General features: G+C 48.2%; 14 protein-coding genes. All 14 read right to left on the reverse strand.

Annotation, left to right across the window (positions count from 1 at the left end; all coding sequences use genetic code 11):
• Window positions 1-35: 35 nt before the first annotated feature.
• The 14 genes from C9J01_RS11930 to C9J01_RS11995 all read right to left on the reverse strand — a co-directional run bounded on the left by C9J01_RS11930 (window position 36) and on the right by C9J01_RS11995 (window position 17,085).
• The gene (locus C9J01_RS11930; protein ID WP_107298350.1) at window positions 36-1,592 is read right to left on the reverse strand and encodes a GTPase family protein; all 1,557 of its coding nucleotides are present in this window, start codon (window positions 1,590-1,592) and stop codon (window positions 36-38) included.
• Window positions 1,573-2,706 carry a YcjF family protein gene (locus tag C9J01_RS11935; RefSeq protein ID WP_107298351.1) on the reverse strand — a complete coding sequence of 378 codons (1,134 nt, stop codon included), beginning with the start codon at window positions 2,704-2,706 and terminating at the stop codon, window positions 1,573-1,575. Before C9J01_RS11935 ends, C9J01_RS11930 begins: the two co-directional genes overlap by 20 nt.
• A gap of 140 nt (window positions 2,707-2,846) precedes the next feature.
• On the reverse strand, window positions 2,847-3,797 hold the full coding sequence (locus C9J01_RS11940; RefSeq protein ID WP_201797821.1) for an SDR family oxidoreductase: 951 nt from the start codon (window positions 3,795-3,797) through the stop codon (window positions 2,847-2,849).
• A 132-nt stretch (window positions 3,798-3,929) separates the two neighbouring features.
• A complete protein-coding gene (locus tag C9J01_RS11945; protein ID WP_107298352.1) occupies window positions 3,930-5,075 on the reverse strand; it encodes an AI-2E family transporter in 1,146 nt (381 codons plus the stop codon).
• Window positions 5,068-5,739, reverse strand: coding sequence for a potassium channel family protein (locus C9J01_RS11950; protein ID WP_107298353.1), 672 nt, complete (start codon window positions 5,737-5,739; stop codon window positions 5,068-5,070). The genes C9J01_RS11945 and C9J01_RS11950 overlap by 8 nt, the downstream gene beginning before the upstream one ends.
• 32 nt (window positions 5,740-5,771) lie before the next feature.
• Window positions 5,772-6,671: an HlyD family secretion protein gene (locus C9J01_RS11955; RefSeq protein ID WP_107298477.1), complete on the reverse strand. Its 900-nt coding sequence runs from the start codon at window positions 6,669-6,671 to the stop codon at window positions 5,772-5,774.
• Between the two features lie 17 nt (window positions 6,672-6,688).
• Complete coding sequence (locus C9J01_RS11960; RefSeq protein WP_107298354.1) at window positions 6,689-6,898, reverse strand: DUF1656 domain-containing protein; 210 nt, start codon at window positions 6,896-6,898, stop codon at window positions 6,689-6,691.
• Window positions 6,899-8,500, reverse strand: a complete 1,602-nt coding sequence (locus tag C9J01_RS11965) for a TolC family protein (protein WP_107298355.1) — start codon at window positions 8,498-8,500, stop codon at window positions 6,899-6,901. It abuts the gene before it with no gap.
• A gap of 58 nt (window positions 8,501-8,558) precedes the next feature.
• Window positions 8,559-10,805, reverse strand: coding sequence for an FUSC family protein (locus tag C9J01_RS11970; RefSeq protein WP_107298478.1), 2,247 nt, complete (start codon window positions 10,803-10,805; stop codon window positions 8,559-8,561).
• Window positions 10,806-11,043: 238 nt separating this feature from the next.
• Window positions 11,044-11,460 carry an HAD family hydrolase gene (locus tag C9J01_RS11975; protein ID WP_107298356.1) on the reverse strand — a complete coding sequence of 139 codons (417 nt, stop codon included), beginning with the start codon at window positions 11,458-11,460 and terminating at the stop codon, window positions 11,044-11,046.
• 29 nt (window positions 11,461-11,489) lie between these two features.
• Window positions 11,490-12,827: an amidohydrolase gene (locus C9J01_RS11980; protein WP_107298357.1), complete on the reverse strand. Its 1,338-nt coding sequence runs from the start codon at window positions 12,825-12,827 to the stop codon at window positions 11,490-11,492.
• 37 nt (window positions 12,828-12,864) lie between these two features.
• Window positions 12,865-13,968, reverse strand: coding sequence for a lipocalin-like domain-containing protein (locus C9J01_RS11985; protein ID WP_107298358.1), 1,104 nt, complete (start codon window positions 13,966-13,968; stop codon window positions 12,865-12,867).
• Window positions 13,968-16,433, reverse strand: coding sequence for an ABC transporter permease (locus C9J01_RS11990; protein WP_107298359.1), 2,466 nt, complete (start codon window positions 16,431-16,433; stop codon window positions 13,968-13,970). The genes C9J01_RS11985 and C9J01_RS11990 overlap by 1 nt, the downstream gene beginning before the upstream one ends.
• Window positions 16,414-17,085, reverse strand: coding sequence for an ABC transporter ATP-binding protein (locus C9J01_RS11995; protein ID WP_107298360.1), 672 nt, complete (start codon window positions 17,083-17,085; stop codon window positions 16,414-16,416). Before C9J01_RS11995 ends, C9J01_RS11990 begins: the two co-directional genes overlap by 20 nt.
• Window positions 17,086-17,293 lie beyond the last annotated feature (208 nt).

The raw sequence follows: 17,293 nt of genomic DNA on the forward strand, positions 1-17,293 counted from the left end.
TTGGGCTTTCTGTTATTGGCTTAGTCAATGTCGCGTCATGATGTATAGCGTTTCACCGCAACCTTGCCAAGGCGATACAAGCGCTTCGCCTGTTGGGTTAATGCCTCGCTTTTGTGCTCTAACCTCCGGCGGTTAAGCTGGGTATTCACACCCTCTTGAAAAGCAGCCAATAGCGCCTCAGCAAGGCTATCCATATTGTAAGGCTGCTCATCCGGCGGCATAGCGACAACGACAGCATCATCCGGCTTTAGCTGCTGTGAATTAAACGTCAATGCCGCTTTGATTGTTTTGCCTTTTGCAGATTGCGCGTTGTCTAAATCATAAGGGGGTTGCCACTCCTTAACAGGCGTTAGACGATCCACCTGATTGAGCACCATAATGATCTTCGGCTTCTTTCGGCTACGGTTCTCTTCCTGCACGTAATACTCATCGAGTTGTTGACGCAAAATCGCATCACTCTTTCTCGCAGGCTGGTTGGCCTTAAGTACCCAAAGCACAATATCACTTTGCGCCATCTGTTTGACCAACAGCTTGTTTGTTGAATCACTCCCATCGATACCCGGCAAATCCACCAGATGAATAATATCAATGCCATCGACATAACAGCGGTGAAGGACAATGTTTTCGGTTGAGGGAATAGCACTGACCTCTGCGACGATATTGCCAACAAAGGTATTTACCAGCGACGATTTACCCGCACTGACCTGACCAACGATAGCAACCCGAAGCGGTTCCAACTCCTCGGCAAACTCACTATCCGCTTCACTACTCTTCAACTCGCCTTCAGCCGCTTTGTAGCGGCCACTGTATAAGTCGATTGCCACAGACAAGACTTCCTGAAGCAGTACTTTTTTCAATGTAAACTGTACTTCCTCATTTACCTCATCAAATAAACGACCGAGTAATTGCCCCCTCGCCTCAGCAATCAAGCCTGCAGGTGTCACCGCCCGGAACACCCGGTACACATCGTAAACCTTTTTCGCAGCCCCTAGTTTATCTTTATGCTGATAGCCTTGCTGGAAGTGCGACAGTTTCAAAGTCTCTGCAAATGGCACATGGTTAAGTAGAAAGTGGCGGTAGCGGTGACTGACTTTCTCCAGCATCAGAAGAAATTCTGGTGCAGTAAATGACAGGGCTTTCGTATCACGCTCTGGATAATACTGGCTGGCAACCTCCATAGACAACGCAAGGGCATGATCCCTGAGAGCCGTCCAGCTATCATCTTTAGAAAGGTAACCTCCTATCTCGGGGTTCAAAGTATCCCAAACTTTGCGGTCAAACTCCCCCCATTCACCAGATGGACCGACTTCATAGTCGCCTTCAAGTTGCCCTGCTTCACCAGCAGCACTTCGCCGAGTTTCACCGGAAGCGTTTCGCCGAATGTGCCTAAACCAAATAGCCCCCGCAACAACCATAAATGATGACAAAGCAATAAGCGCAGACAAGAACAACCAATGGTCATCCTCGATGATCTTCACCAGGCCCCAGCCCGCCAATACCAACACAGGTATGATCATCGAAGCCAAAAATAAAGGGACGAAGCCTGCCGAGAAACGGCCCATCAGGCTGACACTACTGATTGTCTTTTTCATGGCTTTCCTTTGCCTGCTTCAAAGCTTGCTCGAAGATATGACGAATATCTGTTTCATTAACCGGCTCTCCCCGGCTGATGTGATAGAGGTACTTGCATCCAGCCCTACCAATGGCGTAAGTCATACCAAAACTGATAGCGACAGCAACGGCACTTCCGACTGTTTGCCCATAAACCGGAATAAACTTCGCCAATTGGCGAACCCCAAGTTTAGTGGCATATTTCAACGCAAAGCTACTGCCCAACAAACCGGCAAATTCGGTGAACCGCTTTCGATTCCACTCTACCCCATATTGCCGGGCCAAGCTGTGCAGCATCTTGCCCTGAATAGCAGGAACAGACACTAATCCGACACCGGGCAACGCATCTGAAGCGGCAGCACTGCCCGCATACCACATAATCTCTTGTTGTAGTTTGAGAAAGTTATTGTGTTCCGCATCACCATGCTGTTTGGCTTGCTGCATTAACTGAATGATTGGCAGCAGCTCAGCCAATTGTGTGTTTAATGCCGATAGCCCAAACAGCTCATTATTATATCCTGCAACGCTATCAGCCGATTCTTCATGGAAATCGACATGAACCGACATCAAAGTGGTTCCCCAGACTTTTTCCACTTGATCCTGATTATAACGAATAGCCTGAAGTCGCTGCTCAGGGTCGATAATGGACAAACAAGCCGTATGAACCAGCAGCACACTGTCTATCCGGCCATCTTTTCGGATCTTCTTGAGTGCCGCTAACACATCACTTTGCTCTGGCTCTTCAGCTTTCATGACAATAACCAAAGCATGGCTTTGAGCCTGGCAAGCTTCAATGTCATCAGATGGGTCGTAGTCTGCTTCTGACAGTCCACGGGTATCTAGGAAACGTAACACCGGGTTTTCTTCAGGAAACGCGTATTCGACAGCCGTCTGGGTGCAAGGCTGAAAACCATTGCCTACCTCGACAAGTTCGTTGCCAGTAACGGTTGCAACAAGGGTCGACTTACCAGCTCCCGTTTTGCCCAACAGCCACAAGGTAGGTAGGGATGACTCCCACTCCTGATTTGCAGCTTGAAGCGCAGGGTCCTTATCTGGGTTGATATACTGGTATATGTTTTTGAAAAATCGCTGCATGCCTATGGTGTAGCCTATTGATTTTTATATTCACGGATATAAAGGTGACAATACCATATTCAACTGAATATTTAGGGGCAATTAACAAAAAGTGTTGAGAAATAGGTCAGTCAGCCCTCGTGGTCTGAGGGCTAAAAGGGTCAACTTAAAAACAAATCCCGCTGCAAAGAGGCTCCTGGCTTGCAGGCATAGTCGGAAAAGTCTGTAATACCTTGGTGTTGCAACACCTCCTCATCAATAAAGAACCTGCCTGTGCACTCTTTAGCGTCTCTAGTGATAATCTCATAGCATGCATCAGCCATGATGGTTGGATGACGGGAGTGCTCCATGATTGTCTTGCCATTCTTCATATGGGAAATAGCTGCGGTGGCAATGGTGGTTTTCGGCCACAACGAATTGGCAGCAATACCATACTCTTTCAGTTCGTTGGCGAACGTCATAGTCATCATCGACATGGCATATTTTGAGCTGGTGTAAGCGCCATAGTTTTTGAACCACTGCGGACTTAAATCAATTGGTGGTGACAGGGTCACGATGTGCGGGTTGGAGGATTGACGTAAATAGGATAAGCAAGCCTGAGTGAGTAGGTAGGTGCCGCGTACGTTGATAGAAAACATCAGGTCGAAACGCTTGCTGGGGGTATTTTCCATGTTCTGCAAATGAATACTGCTGGCATTGTTGATGACAATATCGATACCACCCGTTTGCTCGACAACCTGATCTACCGCATGTTGAATAGCAGCCTCATCGCGGATATCCAATACAACAGGGATCGCCTTCCCCTTTCCCTCCTGATTGATTTCATCTGCTGCCGTATAGATAGTTCCGGGTAGTGTGGGATGAGGTTCTGTCGTTTTCGCGGCGATAATCACTGTTGCCCCTTCTTGTGCACAGCGCTTGGCTATCGCAAAACCTATCCCCCTTGAGCCTCCGCTGATAAAAACGGTCTTGCCTGTTAAGGAGCTTGACTGCTCAGTGAGTGGTTCACTGTTATTCTCTTCACCCGCCTTTACCTTAGGCATAGAGATAGTGTTTACCATCACTTCCAATTGGTTTATTGCCCTTCTTGCTTTATCAAAAAAATTACCCATTACCTTCAATCCTTTAGGCTTATGTTCAATCAAGTATAGAGTAATTATTCAACTTGCAAGCAAAGAAAAGCTGGAACCTAAATGCCTCGTGGCATTCAGCATTCCAGCTCTTTAATATTACCGTTGTATCAGTTATTCAGCATCAGGTTGAGCAGCCGAGGGAGCACCAGTGTCATCCTTACTGACGACTTCTGACGTACCTACTTCCTCCTGTGGCATCTTCATCCAAGTGGTGAATAACTCGTACCAAATTGCAAGGATAACGGCGCCAAGGAACAGTCCGATAATACCAGCGGAGATCATCCCACCAATGGCACCGATCAATATAACCGGCATCGGGATCTCCACACCCCGCCCCATCAGCATCGGTTTCAAGATATTGTCTGATAGCCCAGCTAGCAGCACCCACACGGTGAATATCGTCGCAGGGGTCGTGTCCATATATGAGAACACATAGATGATAACAGGCAATACGATTAGCAAAGCTGGCAGTTGGGCAATGGCAAGAATGAATACGACAAAGGTGATAAGCCCTGCTGCCGGGATCTTAAATACAAACATGGCGGCACCAATCAAAATTGACTGGATAAACGCAACACCGACCACACCGAGCAATACACTACGGATAGTCGCTGCAATTAATCCCGCCCACTCTTCCCCGTGCTTGCCCACTACACGAACAGAAACTTGCTTCACGGCAGTAGCCATTGACTCAGAGTGAGCCATAAAACCGGCGGCGATCAACAACGAGATAATGAACATAACCACGGTTGCCAAACCACTCCCTAACGCGCCAGCAAACGCCGATACAGCAGCCTTGACCTCTTCTGAGTACTTCATCAACGCGGATTCCATATTGGTGGCAAACAAAGCCCAGGTGCTATGTAGCTTTTCACCCACCATGGGAATTTCAGCCACTCTCGCTGGCGGCCCCGGTAGCTTGACAGTTTCGCTCTGAAGGAAGTTAGTCAGAGCAACCACACCATCAAAAACGGAGCCCATCACAATGACCAGCGGTACGACTAAAATAGCAATACCAATCAATGCTAGGACAGTAGCAGACAGCCCTCGCCGCCCTTTCATCACCCCTTCTAGCTTCAATGTCAGTGGCATCAAAGCTACCGCAATGATTGCGCCCCACAGAACCGGGATAACAAATGGTTTGATAATGTCGTACGTCCATACCAGCAGAATGACTAACAAGCCAATCCGGATAAATGACTCCAACATATTATTGACAAATATCTTGCTCTTGTACTTTTCAAGTTGTTTATCCATCGTTGTTTTCCTGACTGTTTTGGCTGGCGCCGACCAGGCTGGCTACAACAATTGCCATATAGAACACACCAGCAATCGCTTCCAAATACACAATGACCTGAGCAACGGGAGAGATTGGGCTCATATCGCCGTAGCCCAATGTGGTTAAGGTGACAAAACTGAAATAAGCAGCATTGGAGAAGTTATCTCCCCAGTCCTTAGCTTCCAAACCGGTGAAGGACTCAGGGGAAAATTCCAATATCAACAGATAAGCGATAGCCCACATCAAACCGAGCAATAAGAACAGCGCCAATGAGCCTACAACCTTATTGTTATCAATCGTCCCGGTGAACAATATTTGCCGCATGATCGATTTGAACGTGCCGAAAAAGAAAGTCAGCATCAATACCAACATAGCGACATCGACTTGCTTGAACGCAAAGAGCTCCTTAATCACTATCAGCCCTACCCACGCGAAAACAAGGCTTATCAGAAACCGGTACCACCCCGAATCAAACCGCAAACTGACCAGGCAGACGACAAACGTCAACAAGGTGATCCCTTGCATGATCTTGTCCAACCAAGTGATATGGAGCACTTGATCCAATGAGGAGCTCACCAGCAAAATAATCAATGCGATGGTGAGGTAGTAAAAGTTATTTTGTTCAGTGATTTTCTTACCCATTTCCCCATCCCGCCACGTAATGAAATATCAAGTTATTGAGTTTGTTCTGATTCTGAGCTTTGCTGCTCTTCCATCACCATAATCGACGCCGTCATACCAAAGCGTAAACTCACGCCGTCAGGTAAAGAGGCCAAAGTGATTTTCACCGGAATACGCTGGGCGAGCCGGATCCACTGGAAAACCGGGTTAACGCTCGGCAGTAAGTTATAGCCCACCGCACCATTTTGTGGGGCGATACCCCACCCGACAGAATCAACCACAGCTTCGATGGGTTGCTCTGGATAAGCCATCAAGGTCACCTTGGCTTCATCCCCTATTTTGATATTGGCCAGTTGGTTCTCCCTGAAATAACCAAAGACCCAGAAGCTATTAACATCCACCAGCGCCAGCAACGGTTGGTTGGCTACCGCTTGGGTCCCTTCACGAATATCCAGGTTGGAAACATAACCATCTACCGAGGCAAAGACTTGGGTAAATTCCATATTCAATTTAGCGGCTTCCAATTTTTGCTCAGACACCTTTATCTGGATCAACGACTCCTCATAGGAAATCTGGCGGCGGGTAATGTCTTTCAGCGACACCGCCCCCCTGTCTTTGCGTTGAATATCGAGCAATCTGTCCAGTTCTATCTTCTTGCCTTTGGAGCTTATTTTGGCCCGCTCTAATGATGATTCGGCCTGTGATAGCGTGTTCTCATAGGTCGTTGGATCAATCTGAAATAGCAGCTCGCCTTTGCGAACAAACTGGTTATCAACCACCGCCACATAAACCACCGGTCCAGAAACCCGCGGGGCAACTTTGATAATATTTGCCCTGACCTGTCCATTGCGGGTCCAAGGGTTATCAAAATACTCTTGGTATTTTTGGTAACCAAAGTAAATGGCTCCACCAATGATGATGAGGTTAAGCGCAATCACGAATAGCTTTTTTATACTCTTCATTGGCACACCTAAAACTGGATAAAGTAAGCATCTATCGCCACGGAATAGAGCACCGTAATAGCAATGAATGTCATCGATGGATACGCAATCAACCTTGATAAGCGGGTCTTATTCAAAATCACCACAGTTATCCAAGTCGCTATTACTGACAAGATGATGACAAGCAAAAAGGGTGAGTAGTACACGTCTCCCCAGGACAGTTCGTGTGGTACTTCCATTTATGGTCCTCCTGGGTAGCTTTGCTTGGCCGGGTCAATAGGCTCACCAAACGGCGACTTCGCCTTGGGCACCTCGCTCGGCGCTAAAACCGGCAACTGCGTTTCTTCGAGCATCTCTCCCCAATCACTGCGGCTCTCCATCTGTGAGCGAATTGCATCATTGAGGTATGAGCGCCCTGTCTCCGCCTCCCAACCTCCACCCAATGACTTGTAAAGCGCCACGACTTGATTGGCGACATTCCCTTTCACAACCGCATAGGCATCCTCGCTTCTGGTCATCTTCTCTAGTGAGTTGAGCAAGCGCTCGAAGCTAATCTGGCCATTCTCATACTGGGTCAAAGAGATGTTGTAGGCCCGTACAGAAGCATCTACAGAACGAAAGGCCAACTTCTTCTGGACTTGGTTGAGTTGGTATGACTCTAAGGCGTTAGTGACTTCTTGTACTGCTAGCAGCACTTGTTTGTTGTAATTGGTTAATGTCTCTTGGAAGCGTGCGTCTTGGGCGCGGATTGAGCTTTCTACCCGGCCGTATTGGAAGATATTCCATGAAAATGATGGGCCAAGTGTTAAGTTTAGTGAGTCACTGAAACTAAAATCGTTACCGGCCGGTACGGTGCTGTTGAGGCCAATAACCCCAAACAATGAAAATTGTGGATATAGGTCAGCTTCCGCTATACCTATTTGGCTACTTTGGGCATGGGCCTGAAGCTCTGCAAGTTGTAAGTCGGGCCGACGCAGTACCAAGCCCGCTTCAATCTGGGTACTGATGGGGACCGTAGCCGGGATCAACGAGTACTGATCATAATCGCTCGTCAACCGACTGTTTCGCGTCGCTTCGTATTTGTTGTCAAACGCTTTTACCTTGGCATTAATCCAAGGGCTATCAAGCAGCACCATGGCTTGTTCCGGCAAAATACCAAGCAATACAGCAATCGCGTTGCGTGATTGCATCATCCCGATTTTCAAACTCGGCAATGCCGACTCAGTATTATAAAGCTGAGTTCTCGCCTGTTGGACATCAAGCTCGGTGACATCCCCTGACTCATATTGGATCTCAGTGATCCTTTCAACCCGGCGCTGGATCTCTATATTGCGCTCGGACAGCATTACCCTTTCTTGGAATGTGCGGTAATTAATATAGTTACGGGCGACTTCAGAGGTGATAGTGACCAAAATATCGTGATAAGAGGCAATAGAGGCATACAATGTCGCTTCAGCTGATTCGACACCTAGCGCATAGCGCCCCCAAACATCCAATTCCCAAGCGGCATCAAAACTTAATGAGGCATTGTCGAAGGTATTTTCATTTTGATAGATCTTCGCCACACTGCCCGAGACATTTTGCCGTTGCGGATATTGGAACGACTCGGCCACACCGACTGCCGCACGCGCCTGAAGAATACGCAAACCAGCCGCTTCTAAATCTAGGTTCTGCTGGCTGGCTTTCTCCACCAACTCATTGAGTACCGGATCGTTGAACTGCAGCCACCAGCGAGCCGTTTTGGTCTTGCTCCGTTCAAGGTCCCATGTTGTCCATGATGTTGGCAAGGTCGCCGGCGCTACCCCTTCAAATTTCGGGCCCAGCACTGTACAGCCTGACATGACAAGCAAAGACACCACTGTTATACAAACGCTGATCTTACTTCTCACGCACCGCCCCCTAAAACCGCTTCATCTGCAGTTCGCCCCAAGCAACTTCATCACTCACCTGCTTGCATTGGAGTAATGATTCAAAAATATTTTTCTTCAAGTTTAGGAAGATATAGAAACCAGCAATGTCTGAATTCGAATACTTCTCTAACTCGAGATGAGAAAAATATTGATCCAACTTAGCTTCCAACGCTTGATAGTCTTGTTTCAAATGTTCGCTGTTTAGCGCTTCAACACCAGAAGAATCCAGCTGCCACAATGCCTGTGACAATGCAGGAACCACCGTATCCCGGTTACCTTGTTTGGCCTCGACAAGGAGCGGATTATCATCCAACTTCTTGCGAGCCTTAATGAATGTCATCAGGTGATGGTGGAACAAATCGCATTGGTCGATGTAACTCGCAAGTTGCTCGGCGGTGACTGACGGGTATGGGTCTGTTTTGAACTTAGATCCCCAGACTTGCATTTTTTTTAGCGCAACCACCATGGTCGTTATCCGCCAGACCAACTGTAATTTTTGCCACAGCGACATTTTGTCAACCTGCAGCAAGCGGATCACCCCTGTCGCATGGCGGAAAAACCGTTCCCGAAATACCAGCAGCAAATGTTCAGGACGACTGGAGAATGGCAGGTAATACGAGATCACCACAGACAACACGGTCATATAGAACAAGGTGACAATGGTGAGAGTGATACCAAAGTGATAAACCATGTTGTTGTCGATACCTAGGGTAAACATGCCCAGTAAGAAGAAGATGGTTATTGGGCCTTTGAGTACATAAAAGCCGATAAAGGTATAGGTAAAAATAAATACCGCCAACTCTGCTCCTAGAGTCAGTTGTGGTAGGAGAAACACATAGGCGGGAACAGAGAAAACAAAACCCAATGTAAATAGGATAAATAGCATGACAGGGTGGAAAGGCAGGAAAGAGAGGATCGAGACAAACAAGGTACTGAAAATAACAAAGTTATAGCCGCCGGGCGGGTTAAACTGAATCCAAAAAGCACCAGCAACCCAATAAGTCACGAACACCTTCACTGCCGATTTGGCATTTTCAGCATCCCACCAGTTAAAATTGGGCTTTGCTTTTAACGGCGGTAAATCAAAACCGACATTGCCGGTTAGTGAATCAATACTGCTGATGCAGCTTTCAAGCTTGGTCAATCTCTCTCTAAGTTGATTAAACAAATAGCCCGATGACAATGCTTCTCCTCGATATAAATGACCTTCTTGTTTCAGTTTCTCGCCATTATATTCAACATCATCCAATGCCTGAGGAGCATGGGCGTCTTGCTTTTCCCAAGCATCAGGCAGCCTATCGAAAAGCTCGATCACTTCTGATCGAAGTTCATTAAAGTTACGCAGGTAATCGACTGGGTGCCCCCCCGATCGTGAATGATCCTTTGCGGCAAACAACAAGAGTTCAGTGATCTGGCTGAATAAGGCAACAGTCCCATCCCACTCTTTCTTATAAGCCGAAATCTCACTGCATTCGCTGTTTAGGGCCTGATATCTGGTTTCAAAAGCTTGCTGGGCGGCAAACAATGCCTTACTCAATTCCGCTAAGCTTGGAGGCGTTTCCTCTTCTTCCTCCGCCTCTCCCTTTTCACCAAGGTTAGGCTCATGCTGGGCTTGCTCTTCTGGTTTATCCGTATCCAGTTCTTGTTGTGAGACCGGCACCTGCATCTCTTGTTGAGCTTCAGGGGTTTCCTCAGGCGGTTGGCTCATCGCTTCAAACAGCGCCCTTTGTGCCGAAGCTAAACTATCACCGAGTTGCCGGAGGTTCTGCTCAACTTTTGGCGGGAATAAGAAAACACCAACCAAGGTATACACAACAACGCCGAACACCGTCATAAAGGTGCGATCTAAACCGTAGAGAAATGCCCCTTCAGGGTCACCACCGTTATACATCATGAGGATCATGACACCGGTCAGCATAAATAAGGTCGGATCGTTAAGGTAGGCAGACCGGATATAGAAAACAACGACGATTACCAAAGAGACTGCGAACATATACAGCAATCTGTCTTGGGCGAAAAAGCCGACTAATATCAAGCCAATAATACCCCCCGCGATGGTACCAAGCACACGCAATGTGCCTTTAGCCAGCGACTCGCGGCGGCTACCGGTGGAGGCGATTAACATCACTGTTGTCGCAGCTGTTGAAGGCTGTGTCCATCCTAATGCCATTGGGATCATGTACGCGAGAGTTAGACTGACTGCAACCCTGAACGCAAACTTGAACTTGTCGCTCAGACAAAATGGGATCAGCCAGTTCCCCAATTGGAAAACCGACAACCTATCTCTGATGCGAAGTATCTGAGTATTGGTGTTGCTCAAGCTGCGCCCCTAAATCTCGCCCCGTAAAGACGGTTATGCCCCTGTTGGCATAATTAATAATCCTAGGAGGTTTTTGATAAAGCGCAGCAAAAATTTGTCTTATCTCTCGAACTGTTAGGCCTCTAAAACAGTTCATGCAACATTGAGACGCCACTCATATCTGAGTCATTTCACTGGGTTCAGAAAACAAGAAACGGGGAGAGTGCTGTTCAAGCTCTGCTCTTGAACCATAGCCCCACAATACGCCAGTTGACTGCAGACCATTGCGATGGGCAGCCGTCAGGTCGACATACCGATCACCAATCATCAACGACTTTTCTGTTATCACACCTTTCTCTTTGAGCACTTGTAGCTGTTGCCACTTCTCGATCCCGACATCACCACCATCAACAAAGTCAAAGTGCTCATGCAAATCAAACAACGCAAGGATCTGGCAGGCAAAATCAGCCCGCTTGGAAGTACACACTCCCATTCTATATTTACCTTGTTGTTTAAGCTTATCTAGGGATTCTCTTATCCCAGCATACAAGTGATTCTCCGCATAACCGATTTCGGCCGTTTCCAGATACAAAAAGCCCCAGTGTAATACTGGGGCTCAAATCAATTACTGGTTATCGACGGCTCATCTATTGGCTCTTCCACCAATGGCGGTTGCTGTAGTGCATTCACCGCATTGAGCAATAACTTCACCGCCGGTAGCATACGGCTCTCATCAATATCAAAGTCACCATTATGATGCCCTGCTGTTAAGTCAGAGCCGACAAGGCAATAAATCGCCTTACCACCACGGGACTGAACGCGATCGACCAAATAGCCGGCATCTTCACTGGCGCCGAAATCTTTCTCTCGAACTACTTCACTAAAACCACTTTCAAGGCCAATACACTCAAGCAGTTCGACGAGTTCAGTGTCATTTTCTAGGCCAATCGCTTCGCCCTGAGCACACAGTTTTACTTTCACTCCGTGCATCATGGCTGCTGCCTCAGCAATGTTCTCGACTTGCTGGAACATATAAGAGTTCAAAGCACGGTTCTCACCACGGGTTTCACCTAGAAGAACAGCACTGGCCGGGATGACATTTCGGCCGTCCCCAGCGTGCATCTGCCCAACGTTAATGCGGGTCATACCGTCTCGGTGACGCGGAATCGCCAACATTTGACTGACTGCCGTACAGGCCGCCGCCAAGGCATTCTGGCCTGCATTTGGCTCAATACCCGCGTGGGCTGGTTTCCCCGTAAAGTGAAGGTCAAATTTAGAACTGCATAAAAAATGCTGGGGATCGCAGACCAAAGTACCACTGGGTACATTCATACCGATATGGGCGGCAAAGAAATAATCGACATCATCCAACCAACCACTTTCGGCAATCGCCTTACCGGCACGACAGCCCTCTTCAGCAGGTTGGAACAGAAGCTTGATCTTACCTTTTAGCTGATCTTTATTTTCAGCCAACACCTCAGCAATGCCCAAACCAATTGAAGCATGGGCATCATGGCCACATGCGTGTGCAACACCAGGGGCTAGCGAAGCAAAGCCTAGGAAACGGGGACGGTGTGCGTCCTCTTCACTTTCCATCACTTCAACGGCGTCAATATCAAAGCGCAACGCGATAACAGGACCTGGCTTACCGGTATCCAATACCGCACCTACCCCGGTGACCCCATCCATATGAGCCAGATAAGTAATATCAGCGCCCCAACTGATCGCGCGTTCTTGAGCTTCAGCGACCAACACTTCATCACGCCCCATTATCGAGGAGCGAAGAATGATCTCATCGCTGAAATGCAGCGAATAACCTAAGTTTTCGAGGTGACTAGCGATACGGCTAGTCGTGAAGAATTCTCGCCATGCGGCTTCCGGGTAGCGATGGAACTCCCGGCGATGATTCATCAAACGCTGTGACAACGTCTGCTCATCGAATTGCAAGTTACTTGACACTATTTGTTCCTAATCATTTTTACAAAGCTCGTTGGGCTCAGTAGCCTGTCAGCTCCATAAATCCTTGTCCTGTGTGACTTCCCGAAACCCTTATCGGCCCTTCCCAATATGAGAAGATAAACGGAAGCCATTGCTCCTTTCGGACCACATCCACTTTAAGCTCAATGCCTTGAGAAGGCACTTTTACCTGCCACACAATAGGATACGTTTTACCGCCATAGGTTGAAAACGTTATTGGTGACAATTGAAGATCTTTCGCTGATAAAACCTCTGTTTTACCATCAGGCCAGCTTAGCGAACCAAAATAATATGGTCGCACATCTTTTTCCCTGATCTGGTACAGCATTAATGCACTTCCGTCGTCTAGGTGAATAGAGAACCAATCCCAACCCTGTTGGTTCTCAGCCAGCCCGCGGCTACTCCACTCGCGGTCATACCAAGCATCACCACTGACGGTAAACTGCTTGCCATCCAGTTCCAGCCGCCCTTCTATGTTCAAAAATGGCGCACTGTAATAGTAAGAAGCTATGTCTTCCGTTGCGTGTTTTTTACTGTAGCCTTTATCACCCTGAAACACGATAGCGCCGGTTTGTTGGATAGCAAATTTTCCTGCCATACCACTGCCATCCGCAAATGATAGCACCCCGGGAAACGGGGAATCAGAATAAGAACGCCACTCCCAGTTATCCAACCATGCTCGGTATGGATGGCCTAACACCCCCGCTTGACCAATGCCACCGCGGGCGAAACGCTCAGCTGACCACACTTTGTCTTTGCTGGTTACGACCAAATGGGCCATGTAACGCTGAGGGCTTTCCCAGCCACGTCCTTCTTCAGTGGTTGAGCGAAAGCGGAACAAAGTCCACTGCAAGCCAAACTGCTCGCCATCTTCGGCTTGTAAGTTTGCAGTCAGGTACCACCACTCGGCACGGAAATCAGGATGCGGCAAATGATCGCGGGGAAATTCGAACTGATAGCCCGGCACGACCGGAGCAAACTGCGCATTATCAGGGTTCGTCATCATAGAGACAGATGGACTATCGCTGATTTCTTCTTGATCGTAGCTAAGCAGAACCAGTACGGTAGCAACAGCAATGACCGAAATAATCAAATACCAACGAGGAAAGCTCGCTCCCTTCATCAGAACGACTCCCTAAGTGACATAATCGCCGACTGTTTTACCAAGCGCCAAACAGGCCATGCACCGGCCAACAACAATACAACCAAAGCAGAGCCCAAAGAGAATAAATAATTAGTCGGGAAATACTCTATCGGCATTGTCCAGCCAAATGAGTACTTCAAGACAACATCAATCAGCAACTGAGCCAGCACCAACCCTAGCGGCAAAGCAATCAGTGCTGTCAGAAGGCCGATCATCAATAACTGACCACCGCCCAACAAAGCGAGTTCCCGTCCGGTCATCCCCATGCACCGCAACAACGCAAACTGCCGCAGACGTGACGTCTCTCCAGCAACGGTAGCGAAGAACAAACCACAAACCGCCACAAATAGCGTCAGCTTGCCAAGTGTCGCTGTCACAATGAAGGTACGGTCAAACACATTCATCGCTTGGAGCATCAACTCATTGTTATTCCTGATCCTCTCCGGTGGTAGCCGGAAGGTTTCACCAAGCGAACGGATCATTTGCATTGCCTGCGAATGGTCATTGAGATGAATGGCTAAGCTCACCTGCCCTTTATAAGGCCAGACTGCTTTCCAGCGTTTCTGAGACATGATGATCTGCCCATACGGGTTACCATAGTCGTAGAAAACACCCGCAACCAACCACTGCTTATTAAGCGGTGGAGGAAGGTCGATAACTTGCCCAGGCTTAAGGTTTTGTTTCAGCGCCATAGATTCGCTGACCAGAATTGCCCTGTCGTGATGAAGCTTCTGCCAATAATCTGGAATAGCCACTTTTACTGCCAGCGCTTTTTTCTCATCCGCTGTTCCGCCAATACTTACAACCTGCAACGTACCCGCTTCAGTCGGCAGCATTTTTCGCCATTGCCACCAAACCTGTTTGACTTCATCTTGGTTTTCCAACCATTGTGTCATTCTCGGTGCCATGTTGACTGCTGGACGAATATAGATATCGGCAGCCAAACGTTGCTCTAACCAGGTTTGAGTCGTATTCCTAAAGCTCCCAACCATGGTTTCCATGCCAATATTCGATGCCAACGCCAACATGAAGGCCATTGAAGCCACACCACGGTAGCTCAAACTTGCTGCTGCATCGGAGAAGAACCAGCGCAAACGTGCTGAACGCACAACAACACCTAGCAAACGGAAAAGCTGCCACAGTAAGAATGGCATCGCGAGTGCCGAAGCAATCAAAATACAGGCGATAAGGACAAAACCGGCCTTTTGCCCATGCGGCAACTGGTAGACAGCTATCGCCGCACCAATGAACATACACGAGAAGATCGCTTGCAGGGCAAATTCGCGACCACTGAAACGTACAATGGACATTCGGCTTGATAACCGAGCAGGCTGAGTACGAATAAGACGAACCAGTGGCCAGCCACAGGCCAGCAGACAGCCACCGACGGCAATCAGTGCAGAGGCTAGCCCCCACTCCCACTGCCAACGAACAATCAAGCTGACATTTGCCCCATAGAGGTCATTGAGCGTCTCGGCGACCGAAGGCAACAGTTTTTCAGCCAACAACAAGCCAAAAAGGTTACCACCAACCAACCCAACGACTATCCAAACTATGAGTTCCAAGCTCAAGGCACGAACCAATTGACCAGAAGACACTCCAGCCTGTCGCATCAAGCCAACTAAAGGTTGACGCTGGGAAAACGACAGTGACATCGCCTGGTAGAAAATAAACAGGCCAACCACAAACGCCAACATCCCCATCGCAAACAGGTTGAGGTGGAAGGCGTCAGTCAAGGGCTCAAGCCCTGCGGTTTCTTGTTTTTCCAGCTTGAGCGCGGCAGGTAATTTATCTTGTAGCCGGCTCAGCGACTGCGAGTCTAAATCACCACACAAAATGGCCGTTAAGCCGGAGCCTGGCTGAAGTTGCCTAACCAAAGACATATCTGCAATTAAACGAGGGCCTTTTATCCGCTCTTCATTGACAACATGAAGAGGGCCAAGGGTCCGACCTGATTCCAGTTTCAGCATCTGGCCGTCTTCAAACCCCATATAGTTGGCAAGCTGATCACCCACCAGTACGGGGTATGGCGGCTGCATCAAAGACAGCATCTGTTGCTGATCATCGTTGCCCGACATGGTGCTTCGACGGAAACTGGAGAACAACGCAATAGGATCAACGCCAACAACTTCAATGCTTCGACCGTTTTCCAGCACAATACGCTGCTCTTCCAACGGCACACATTGATTGAAACCATCTCGGCGAAGCTGCACATAAAAGCCTTGTGGCACTTTCAATGCAGGTTGGCTGTGACGAATGCGATAAGGAAAAGGATTTGAAAACAGGAGTTCGCCGTCACGGTAGCTTTCTCGAGCTTGTTGGTTAACCCCCATTACCCCGACTAGCAAAGCAATGCCCAAGGTTAGCCCCAGCCATACAAGAACAATTTGAAGAGGGTGACGCTTGTAATGTCCCCAGAGCGCTTTAGCTACGGGGCTTGACATGCAAATGCCCTCCTTGCAGGCGAATGCAGCCATTCATATGGGCGGCAACCTGTTTACTGTGCGTCACTAATAGCAAAGTACAATCCAGTTGTTTGGTAAGGTTCGTTAATAAGTTAATCACGGCAGCAGCATTTCGTTCATCCAGGCTACCGGTTGGCTCATCAGCCAAAAGAATTTGCGGCTCCATGTACAGAGCCCGGGCAATCGCAGCCCGCTGCTGCTGGCCACCCGACATCTCTTCCGGGTAACGGCCGAGCAATGGCATCAAGTCCAAAGCTGCAATGATCTGCCGCCAAAGCGCCGGTTTTTCAGGCAACCCTTTAAGCTGACGACAGAAACGAATATTGTCTGCCGTAGTCAATGTTGGCAGTAGATTGAATTGCTGGAAGACCAAACCAATGTTGTTACGACGAAAAGCGGTTCGCTCACGCTCTGAAATGGTGTGAATGGGTTTATCACCCAGCCATACCTCACCTGAATCGACAGTATCCAACCCTGCGATCAGGTTCAGCAAAGTACTCTTGCCAGAGCCACTTTCCCCCATTAGCGCCAGTTGTTCACCTTGCTTTAAATTCAGTTCTGCACCCTGCAATACTGAATGGTACTCGTCGCCATCCATATAGCCTTTGCAAAGGTCAACCAGTCGTAACATTGTTATCCCCAGTGATAGGAAGTCTTTGAACTGAAATTTACAGTAAACCAATTGTTCTATAAAGCCCTTTACGGAACATCGATATAAAATACACCTAATGCGTTACATTCGATCTACATTTCCGTCAAAGCCAGAACATGCCCCTCACAAATTCCCTCTACACAACCCCGTTTGCTGTTGTATATTTTTATTGTATACCTTTGTTTGG

Origin of the sequence: Photobacterium rosenbergii (genome assembly GCF_003026455.1) — a bacterium.
Classification (GTDB): Bacteria; Pseudomonadota; Gammaproteobacteria; order Enterobacterales; family Vibrionaceae; genus Photobacterium; species Photobacterium rosenbergii.

Bases quoted from the DNA above. Each gene is read 5' to 3' on its own strand.
- C9J01_RS11930 (WP_107298350.1), bottom strand. From the start codon at position 1,592: ATGAAAAAGACAATCAGTAGTGTCAGCCTGATGGGCCGTTTCTCGGCA.
- C9J01_RS11935 (WP_107298351.1), bottom strand. From the start codon at position 2,706: ATGCAGCGATTTTTCAAAAACATATACCAGTATATCAACCCAGATAAG.
- C9J01_RS11940 (WP_201797821.1), bottom strand. From the start codon at position 3,797: ATGGGTAATTTTTTTGATAAAGCAAGAAGGGCAATAAACCAATTGGAA.
- C9J01_RS11945 (WP_107298352.1), bottom strand. From the start codon at position 5,075: ATGGATAAACAACTTGAAAAGTACAAGAGCAAGATATTTGTCAATAAT.
- C9J01_RS11950 (WP_107298353.1), bottom strand. From the start codon at position 5,739: ATGGGTAAGAAAATCACTGAACAAAATAACTTTTACTACCTCACCATC.
- C9J01_RS11960 (WP_107298354.1), bottom strand. From the start codon at position 6,898: ATGGAAGTACCACACGAACTGTCCTGGGGAGACGTGTACTACTCACCC.
- C9J01_RS11965 (WP_107298355.1), bottom strand. From the start codon at position 8,500: ATGTCAGGCTGTACAGTGCTGGGCCCGAAATTTGAAGGGGTAGCGCCG.
- C9J01_RS11985 (WP_107298358.1), bottom strand. From the start codon at position 13,968: ATGAAGGGAGCGAGCTTTCCTCGTTGGTATTTGATTATTTCGGTCATT.
- C9J01_RS11990 (WP_107298359.1), bottom strand. From the start codon at position 16,433: ATGTCAAGCCCCGTAGCTAAAGCGCTCTGGGGACATTACAAGCGTCAC.
- C9J01_RS11995 (WP_107298360.1), bottom strand. From the start codon at position 17,085: ATGTTACGACTGGTTGACCTTTGCAAAGGCTATATGGATGGCGACGAG.